The organism is Paracoccus haematequi (assembly GCF_900631945.1).
Lineage (GTDB): Bacteria > Pseudomonadota > Alphaproteobacteria > Rhodobacterales > Rhodobacteraceae > Paracoccus > Paracoccus haematequi_A.
Genome location: NZ_UZWE01000044.1, coordinates 1 through 9,248 on the forward strand (window position 1 = coordinate 1; position 9,248 = coordinate 9,248).

The window sequence follows — 9,248 nt, forward strand, 5'->3', positions numbered from 1 at the left end:
ATCGCCATGCGCTGCTGCAAGACTGATGAAAGTTTCAGCGCCTTCATTGCTCTCGCCGCAACCGTCATCCGACTCCGGTGAACGTCAACACACCCTAGCATCGTCGGTTACATTCTTGCCGGTATAGTCATTGGACCCGCTGGCCTCGGCCTGACTGCGGAGAGCGCTGCCCTGAGCAGTATTGGCGAAATCGGAGTCGTACTCCTGCTGTTCGCGCTTGGTCTGGAATTCTCCTTCGAGAAGCTCGTAACACTCAGGAAGCATGTCTTCGGTCTTGGGGCTGTACAGGTTTCAGTCACGACGATAACGGTTTCGTTGGTAGCGAGTTTGGTCTTCGATCTCGCATCAGTTTCCGCAATCCTCATCGGCGGGGCCGTTGCGATGTCATCCACAGCCATGTGCCTCAAGGTGCTTGCGGGGGCGAATGCGCTTGGGTCTCCGGCGGGTCGGATGGCGATCTGGGTCCTGCTGTTCCAGGATCTGGCCGCCGTCGGGCTGCTGCTCATGCACGACTCGGCGACCGGCACGGCCGAAGGGCGCGGCGTCGCAACCATGATCGGCGGCGCAGCGGCCCTTGTGGCACTTCTCTTTATCGCGCGGGGACCGCTTCAGGCCCTAGCGAGGTGGACGGCAACGCAGCGGGACCCCGAACTCGCGCAGCTTCTGGCTCTGGCGATTGCCTTCGGGTCGGCGATTGCCGCGACATCGGTCGGTCTGTCGCCCGCGCTCGCCGCCTTCGCGGCCGGCATGATCATCGGCGAAGGCGATGCGCGCCACGTCGTCGAAAAGGAAATCCGGCCGTTTCGCGATCTGTTCGTGGGCGTCTTCTTCATCGGCATCGGAGTGCAACTGCCCCTCGGGCTGATCCCCGATGTCTGGCCTGCCGTACTGATCTGGCTGGCGATCCTGATTATCGGCAAGGCCCTGATCGTGATTTTGCTCGGGATGCTGTTCGGGGAAGAAGCGCAGGTCATGCGCAGGGCTGGCATGATACTCGGGCATGGAGGCGAATTCGGCCTCATGCTTGTTTCCGTATCCCTGTCCTCGGGGCTTATCTCCGACATGGTTGCCGGACCCATTCTCCTTGCTATCGGGATCAGCATGCCGATAGGGAGCATTCTTGTCCGCCGGGCCGCGCGGTCTGGCGCCGGAGTCGACTGAAGTCCAAGGGAGCGGCCCTGCCCGGCGGAAGCGCGATGCAGGCTCCTCAGGCTTCAGAAATCCGTCTCGACATAGACCCCGGCGCAGTCATAGGCGACGGCAGCAGCCGTGGCGCCGGTGTTCATGAATAGCCGGGGCGACAGGAACTGTGTCGCGGCAGGCAGATCGGCGGTGATCTCCTGTTCGAAGATCGCGCCGGCCACCTCGTCCACCACGCGAACCCATACGGAACTGCCGTTCGGCGGGGCGGCTATGTAGAGGGTCAACACGCCGCCGGTGGTGATGGTAAAGCTCGCGCCCACGTCGGTCAGCGTCGGCGCGCCCGTGCCGTCGTTGGCCACGAGTTGCCAGCGTGTGTGGGTGCCGCGCTGGAAGCCGATACCGATGCAGTTGATGGCGGCGGCCAGAGTCAGGGTGGTGGCCAACGCAGCGGTAGAGCCGTAGAGGCCGAAGAAGCCCATGCCGGTCGCCTGCAGCGTCGTCAGCGAAATCCGCGTGACGAAAGTCCAGCCGCCCAGCCCCGCCGCATTGCCGCGCCAGCAGGCCCAGCCTGCTGATCGCTGGTCGGCGGCCGAATCCACCACCGCCGCCGAAGTCAGGCGCCAGCGGCGCATCGAGGCGGCGAGGTTCGTGGCGGCCAGCGTCGGGTGCGAGACGGTGCCGACGGACGTGATGGGCAGGCCCTCGCTGTTGATCGTGGTGCCGGTCGAGGGTGACCAGTTGGCGATCCGGTTCACCCCGAAATGCGGCTGCAGCGCGAAGTCGCGGCCGGACGGACGCATGACATCGATCCACGGCGCTCCGGCCCGGTTGCGGGCATAGATCGCCGCCTTGCCTGCGGAAGGTGGGGTCGGCGCTGCATTGAGGCCGGGCAGGACCGTGGGCTGCGGCAGTTCCACTTGGCCGCTGCTGCGGTCGACGCGGATGGCGTCATAGAAGGCCGAGCCATCGGGGCTGACCTTGAAGCTGAAGTCGTCATTGCCGAGGAGACCGATCAACGCTCGGGCCGAAAACCCGGTCTTGAAGGCGAAGGCGGCGTCGTTCGCCGGGGCGGCCTTGTTCACTGTCGCCTCGATACCCGCGCCGGCGTTGTTCAGAAGCACTGCGGGGGTGTTCACGGACAGCCGGTTATAGCTGTCGGCCGTCGCCCCGCCGAGGCCCAGCAGCTGCGCGCTGAGGTTGGCCTGGGGCATGCCGACCTGCGTCACGGCATTGGCGAAGGTCACGGTCGGCGTATTGATGACCGTCGTACCGTTTGCGCGCGAGGTGGCCGAGCCGATGTTGACGACGGTGGTCGATCCGGACGCGCCGCCGACTCCGATGTTCACGGTCTTTGTGACCCCGGTCGTCGTCGCGCCGGTGCCCAGCCCATAGGTCGCGGTGCCCGTCGCCGTGCCGATGGTTGCGGTCGCGGCGGCGACCGTGACCGTGCCTGAGGCGGTCAGTGAGCCCGAGAAGGTCTTGTTGCCGGTGAAGGTCTGGGTGCCCGCCAGGATCGCCAGCTCCGAGGAGGTGTTCGGCAGGGTGAAGCTGCGGGTGGTCCCTGCGCTGATCCCTGCCAGCGAGAAGGTGGCCTTCTTCGTGGGATCCGCATCGTTCACCAGGCTGAACACCGCATCGGACACGTCGCGGGGCTCGCCCACCACCTCCCAGGCCGCGCCGGTCCAGACGAGGAACAGCCCCTCGGCCGCGATCCAAGTGATCCAACCGGGGCGCGGCACGAGGCGGATCCACGCGCCATCGATCCAGAAGGCGATGTTCAGGTCCCAACCGGCCCAGAGGCCGGTGGCTCCCGAGGCCACCAGATGCCGGTCCCCATCGGCGGGGCTCGCTGGCGGCGCGGTGCGCGTGCGGTCGAGCACCGACAGCTGCACCATGGCGTCCAAGAGGCGCAGGGCCTCATTGTGGGTGACATGCTTCTGCGCCTGAGCCGCCAGCAGATACGGCAGTCCCAGATGGGTCGTGGTGTCGGACATGGGTCGTCCCTTCAGAACAAGAGGGTCACAGTCGCGGGCGTGCCGCGGCCGAGGCGGTTCGAGAGCTGGTAGATGCGGATCGCCAGCGTCTGACCGGGGCCAAGCGGCGTGCCCCAATCGGCGGTCTGCTGGGCGGCGGTGTAGAGGACGGAGGTCGTGATGCTGGTGAGCGTCCTCTTGACCAAGGCCCCGTCGATGATCTGGATGTCGTAGCTCTCAGAATCCTCAGCCAGCGGCACCTCGACCTGTTCCCAGGCATCGGCCACCAGCGCGCGCGACCGCCGCGTCCAGCGGAGGATCAGATCGCCCGGGTTGCGCGCCGCGCGCCATGGTTGTTCGACATGAACCGGGGCAAAGGGCACAAGGCCGCGCCCGGTCGGCGTGAAGCTCTGCGCCACATAGGTCTCGTCGCTGACCGGGCGGCTCGCCGGGCCGATGCGCCAGTTCCAGGGGAGCCCGAGATCGGCCTCAGCGATCGGCAGTGGTGCCAACGAGGCGTCCAGCACCACGACGCGGGCACCGGCGGGCGCCGAGTTGCCGATGGCGGCCTCGGTCCCGCGCTGGCCGCGCAGGAGCCGGGTCAGGCGATAGCGACCGGGGGCCAGCAGTTCGGCCACGCCCGCCTGCACGATCTCCCAGACACTCGGTGCGCTCTCGATGGCGAGCGCGTTGGCGCCGCCGAACAGCGCCAGATCCGTGACGCTCTCCAGCGTGCCGGTCAGCAAGTCGACCACCAGCGCGTTGCCGAGGTCGAAGCGCGAGGTGGGCCCGGCGTAGAAATCCGAGATCAGCGTGCCGATCCGGGCGCGCGCGCCGAACGTGGCCAGCAGCTCGAAGCCGTCGGTCGAGGGGCTGCGGAACACCGCCATCTCGCCGGGCCATGGCACGGCATGGGCGGCGATGAGCGGCCGATGCGCGGGCTGGTTCTCGGAGAGCTGCGGCAGGTCCAGCAGCAGCGCCTCCGGCGCGCCGAATACTACTGCTCGCGTCAGAGAGGCCGCTCGGGGATCGCCGGGCGGCAGGTCGTAGGCGGCGCGGTCCTGGCGGACAGCCTCGATCCCGCGCGCCTCGGCATCGGCGACCGAGACGAGGCGGAATTCGACCTCACGTCCGTCATGCGCCAGCCGGATCACGTCGGCGGGATCAAGGGCGAGACACGAGGGCGGCAGGCGAAAGGTGGCGCTTTCCCGACCGATCCATGCCTCCATCAGCGCCCGGCGGCAGCGGCGTTCGACCTCCTCGGGCGGGATCGCCATCGGGAAGCTCTCGGAGGCGATGCGCGTCGTGTCGACCGTGATGCGCCGCGCCTCGACGAGGGCGGCGTCGTAGTCCTCGTCGGCGCGGGCGACCTGCCACTTCAGGGCTTGCGGCAGTTCGGTCTCCTGGCCGCGGGTCAGTTCCAGCGCCTCGCCCTCGCGGCTGGCGACAAGATTGTCGATGGCCAGTGTGGCGACGGAGGCCCGGCCGCGCATCACGAAGCGGATCACGCCCTCGGTCTCCGCCGCGTCGAAGCCGAAATGCCGCGCCAGCGTGGAAATCGAGGCGCGCGGGCTTTCCAGCGCGCCGATCACATAGCCCTCGACCGCGCCCCAGAGGCCAGAGACGTCGATCAACGCCTCATCGAGCCCAGCGCGCAGGCAGAGGTGGCGCACGAGGGCCGCCAGCGACACCGCCCCAAGCCGCCCGGTCAGCCAGTGCCCGAGCCGCCAGTTCGCGCCGTCGGTCCAGACGTCGGTCAGCGCCGGAAAGAACGGATAAGGCCGCGCGTCCCAGGTCCAGGCGGCGCATTCGGGGACATGCACCATCCGGCCGCCGTAGACCGAGGACAGCGGGTTGTTCGCGGCTTCGCCCCACCAGAGCCAGGTGGCTTCCAGATAGGCGCGCTGGATCGCGTCGTCCCGCCAGCCGCGCGAGAAATGCGGCGTGAAGCTCTCGGACGATTTCGGGTCGAAGAAGACATTGGGCTGGTTGGTGCCGCGGTCGATGGCCGGGCAGCCAAGCTCGGTGAACCAGATCGGTTTCGACTGCGGCACCCATGCCGTCGGCGTGCCGCTTTCGACCCCGCCCGGGCGGTTGAAATGCGGGTTCGACCACCAGGCGCGCAGATCCTTGTAACGGAAGACCCAAGGCTTGCCTGCTGCGCCGTCGGTGATGGGCGTGCGGATTTGCGCAGAGCGGTCGGCTGCCGAGGCGTAGAACCACTCAAACCCTTCGCCGCCGGCGATGTTCGCCTGCAGATAGGCCCGGTCGTAGATCGCGGGCCAACCCTCGGCGGCATCCGCATGGTCGAACCCGTCGCGCCAGTCGGAGAGCGGCATGTAGTTGTCGATGCCGACGAAGTCGATCTCGGGATCGGCCCAGAGCGGGTCGAGGTGGAAGAAGACGTCGCCGCTGGCATCATTCGGATGGTGCCCGAAATATTCCGACCAGTCGGCGGCGTAGCCGAGCTTGGTGCCTCCCCCGAGGATGGACCGGACATCGGTGGCCAGATCCCGATAGGCCTGCACCGCCGGATAGCTGCTGGCGCCCGAGCGGATGGTGGTCAGCCCCGGCATTTCGGAACCGATCAGGAAGGCATCGACGCCCCCGGCCGCTTTGCACAGATGCGCGTAGTGCAGGATCATCCGGCGCAACGACCATTCCCCGACCGGCCCGGTCCAGTTGATATTGGTGCCTGACACGCTGAAGTTCGCGGGTGTCGCCGTGCCGAACAGTGCCGACACCTGCGTGGCAGCGGGGGCGGTCTTGTCCACCGACCCTGCAAAACCCGCAGCCGGGGAACAGGTGATCCGCCCCCGCCAGGGGAATGTCGGCTGGCCCAAGGCCGCGGCATTGGCGCTGTAGGGATTGGGCTTCATGTTGCCGGGTGGGACGTCCAGCAGCAGGAAGGGATAGAAGGTCACCCGCAACCCGCGTGCCTTCATCTCCTGGATCGCCTGCACCACCGCGAAATCCGAAGGGGTGCCGCCGTAGACCGGACGATCCTCGGCATCTCGGCTGACCAGAAACGCGTCAGCACGGCTGACGCCGTTCACGACCCATGCCGACGGTGTCGTGGTCTTGGCCGCAACCTCGACGCCCGGCCGCACCTTGCAGTTTCCGGCGCGCAGATCATCGCCAAACCAGGCCACGACGAGGCTGACGCTTTCGACAGCCGGGGCCATGGCCTGCAGCCGATCAAGGGCCACGACGATGTCAGCGGTGTCGGTGATCGCGTTCAGGTTCTCGGCCACAGTCGCGCCGCCAGCGCCGGTGGTCTTCTTGACAGGCGCGGTGGCATAGCTGAATTCGCCCGAGGCCGGGATCATCGTCACCGCCTTGACCAACCCCTCGGCGGTGTCCGGGTCAGCGAGCGGCCGGAAGACCTCGAACGACAGCTGCGGCAGGCGGTTGCCGTAGGTCGCAAGCGGCAGCTCCTCGAAGACGACATAGGCGGTCCCGCGATAGGCCGGGGTGTTGGCCGCGCCCATCTTCGCGGCGATGAACGGATCGGCCGCCTGCGCCTCGTCGCCGGGATACCAGCGCCAGGTGACGCCCGAGAGGTCCATCGGCTTGCCGTCGGCCCAGATACGCCCGATCCCGGTGATTCCCCGCCCTGCCGGGCCTGCTCCGCCTCCATTCTCTCCACCGGAGAGAATGGTCCCTGCGGGACCGGCTTCGGAGCCTTCGCACAGCGCCACGGCAAAGCTTGCATAGTACAGATACTCGGTGGTCTTGACCTTGCCGCCCCCGCCACCCTTGCCGCCGCCCTGCGTGGTGGTCTTCGTCTCCTCGCGGAAATCCGTCGCCCAGATGATGTTGCCGCCCATCCGCATCCGACCATAGAGCCGCGGGATGACCGCGCCTTCGGTGGCCGAAGTGATGCGCAGCGTGTCGAGCCGCGCGCCCTCGATGCGCTGCGTCGGCGCCAGCGACGAGATGATCCAGCTGTCCACGACCGAGCCTATGGTCGAGCCGATGAAGCCGCCGATGGTCGCGGCGCTGACGCCGAGGATCGCGCCGCCGATCGACCCGCCAATGGCGGCGCCGGCCGCGCCGAGAACGAGGGTGGCCATGTCGGGGTCTCAGCGTTGCGGGAACAGGAAGGCGAAGGCGATGCGCCGCCGCCAGGATGGGGTGAGCGGTTCCTCAATCACGCCGAGCCGCTCGTAGGCGTGGAGGAAGGAGCCGGGCCCGGTGAGGATCCCGACATGCTTGGCAATGGCGCGCGACGTCATCCGGAACAGCACCAGCGCGCCGGGACCGGCATCGGCTGGGGCGATCTCCGGCATCATGCGGCGCGCGCCCTCGGCCAGCACCTCGCGCGGGCCGGTCTCGCCCCAGTCCCGGCTGTAGGGCGGGATCGGGAACGGCTCGGGGCCGACGACATCGCGCCAGACGCCGCGGGCGAGCCCGAGGCAATCACAGCCGACGCCCTTGAGGCTCGCCTGATCATGGTACGGCGTCCCGAGCCAGGACCGTGCCGCCGCGATGACTTTGTCGGGATCGGCGGTGTTCACAGCACGCCCCCATCATGGCCACCATCCTTCGTCGCATAGCGCAGGACGGCGTCCTGGCCGGGGATATGCGGAAAGCCTCGGAAACTGGTGGTATTGGCGAACTTCGCCCCGCAGGTCTCGATCCGCTTGTCGCAACCCGCACGGATGGTGAAGGCGTCGCCCTCGTTGATGGCCCGCACCGGCGCTTCGAGCAAGGTCAGCACAGCGATGCCGTCCGTGACGTCATGACCCAGCACCTCGGTGCGCCTCCCAGCATTCGCGCCGCCGGTCCATTCGATGGTCCCAAAGGTGAACCAGCCAGAGGCGAAGCCGTCGAGGCTCGAGGCAGTGAAGGCGCGGTCGCGCAGAAGATCGATGACGGCGCCGGTTCCCTTGAAGGCCGGTTCCGCCAGATCGACGCCGCAGCGCGCATCGCCGAGCGCGGCATCGCAGGTCGCCTGGAAGGTCCGCCCCACCGTCTGGCCGAGGACATGGGCGAGCGAGCGCACCTCGGCGACGAAGGCCAGCCGCCCGCGCCGGATCTGACCGATGGCTCCGCGCCGCATCAGCACGCGCTGTCCGGTGTCGGCCCAGTTCACGCGCCAGACCTCGACCGCCGCGTTGTCCCAGCGGCCATCGAGGATGTCGGTCTCGGTGATGCGGTCCGAGGTCAGCACGCCTTCCGCGTCCTGCGCATCGACCGACAGGTCCGAGCCCGAGCGCACCTCGGACGCCGTCAGCCCGCTCTCGGGTTCGAAGTCCGTGCCATCGAAGCTGAGCGTGCGGTCGTGATCGGTGAAGCCGAAGGTGACGCCATCGGCCCGGGCGATCCGCCACACCCAAGCGAGCGTCGTCGTGCCCTCGTCGAGATGGGCCTGAAGCTCGGGCGAGAGGGATTTCACTTCCGCCCCCAGCCGCGAAGCAACGCCAGAGAGGCCAGTGCGGACGAGACGACACCGCCGCCAGCGCCGGTCAGCGCGTAGATGTTGAAGGGCCTCAAGTCGAAGGTGCCGGTCGCCAGATCGAAATCCGCCAGCCCGGCCATCGCCAGACCAGAGGCCGCCAGACAGGCAAGGTAGATCAGCCCACGCGCAAGGTTCCAGTTCATGATGTTGCCTTTCCTTTGAAGTGGTCCAACAGCCTCCGCCACCACGGCGGAGCGACAACGGATTGCGTCGGCACCGACGCAGTCGACGGCCGAAGTAGCGCCAGCGCCTCGTTCTCGGTCAGACGCCGGATCGGTCGCGAGAAATCGACCCGGCCGTTGCGGTCGACCGACCAGACCGGGATGGTGCCGGCGGGATAGCGGCCCGTGGCGAAGAGGTCGCGCTCGGCCTCACGCCGCGCTTGGATCGCGGCGGGTTTGAGCCAGCCCATGAAAGCCGCTGCAGCTGCAACCCGGTCGCCCGCGTTCAGGTGCCGGGTCAGCGCAGCCTTGGCGATGCCGCCTGTATTGTAGTGAAACGAAACCAGCGCATCGAACTCGTGCGGCTTGAGCGGCACCTTCACGGCGCGCAGGACGGCGGCCTCGTAACGCGCGAGGTCGGCGCGGGAGACCCCAAAAGCCTCGCGGATCCCTGCATCTAGATTGGCGGGCATGCCGCGCGGCATCGCGGCCGGATCGGGTGCCCCG

7 protein-coding genes are annotated in these 9,248 nt (G+C 67.9%); 1 reads left to right on the forward strand and 6 read right to left on the reverse strand.

Annotated elements, in window-relative coordinates; translation table 11 throughout:
- Nucleotides 1-99 precede the first annotated feature (99 nt).
- Entirely contained in the window at nt 100-1,161 is a 1,062-nt protein-coding gene (locus PARHAE_RS15260) for a cation:proton antiporter (protein ID WP_126155436.1), read from the forward strand.
- 53 nt (nt 1,162-1,214) lie between these two features.
- On the opposite strand, the gene PARHAE_RS15265 is transcribed toward PARHAE_RS15260, so the two are convergent.
- The 6 genes from PARHAE_RS15265 to PARHAE_RS15290 all read right to left on the reverse strand — a co-directional run.
- Entirely contained in the window at nt 1,215-3,137 is a 1,923-nt protein-coding gene (locus tag PARHAE_RS15265; RefSeq protein WP_126155437.1) for a DUF2793 domain-containing protein, read from the reverse strand.
- 11 nt (nt 3,138-3,148) lie between these two features.
- The gene (locus PARHAE_RS15270; protein ID WP_126155438.1) at nt 3,149-7,192 is read right to left on the reverse strand and encodes a baseplate multidomain protein megatron; all 4,044 of its coding nucleotides are present in this window, start codon (nt 7,190-7,192) and stop codon (nt 3,149-3,151) included.
- 9 nt (nt 7,193-7,201) lie between these two features.
- Nucleotides 7,202-7,636, reverse strand: coding sequence for an NlpC/P60 family protein (locus tag PARHAE_RS15275; RefSeq protein WP_013654520.1), 435 nt, complete (start codon nt 7,634-7,636; stop codon nt 7,202-7,204).
- Entirely contained in the window at nt 7,633-8,517 is an 885-nt protein-coding gene (locus PARHAE_RS15280; protein WP_126155439.1) for a DUF2163 domain-containing protein, read from the reverse strand. Before PARHAE_RS15280 ends, PARHAE_RS15275 begins: the two co-directional genes overlap by 4 nt.
- Complete coding sequence (locus tag PARHAE_RS15285) at nt 8,514-8,723, reverse strand: hypothetical protein (protein ID WP_041375644.1); 210 nt, start codon at nt 8,721-8,723, stop codon at nt 8,514-8,516. The genes PARHAE_RS15280 and PARHAE_RS15285 overlap by 4 nt, the downstream gene beginning before the upstream one ends.
- The coding region (locus tag PARHAE_RS15290) for a lysozyme (RefSeq protein WP_126155440.1) at nt 8,720-9,248 on the reverse strand (529 nt) is incomplete at its 5' end. The genes PARHAE_RS15285 and PARHAE_RS15290, both read right to left, overlap by 4 nt.

Excerpts from the sequence above, each read along its gene's own strand:
- PARHAE_RS15285 (WP_041375644.1), bottom strand. The coding sequence starts at position 8,723 with ATGAACTGGAACCTTGCGCGTGGGCTGATCTACCTTGCCTGTCTGGCG.
- PARHAE_RS15270 (WP_126155438.1), bottom strand. The coding sequence starts at position 7,192 with ATGGCCACCCTCGTTCTCGGCGCGGCCGGCGCCGCCATTGGCGGGTCG.
- PARHAE_RS15265 (WP_126155437.1), bottom strand. The coding sequence starts at position 3,137 with ATGTCCGACACCACGACCCATCTGGGACTGCCGTATCTGCTGGCGGCT.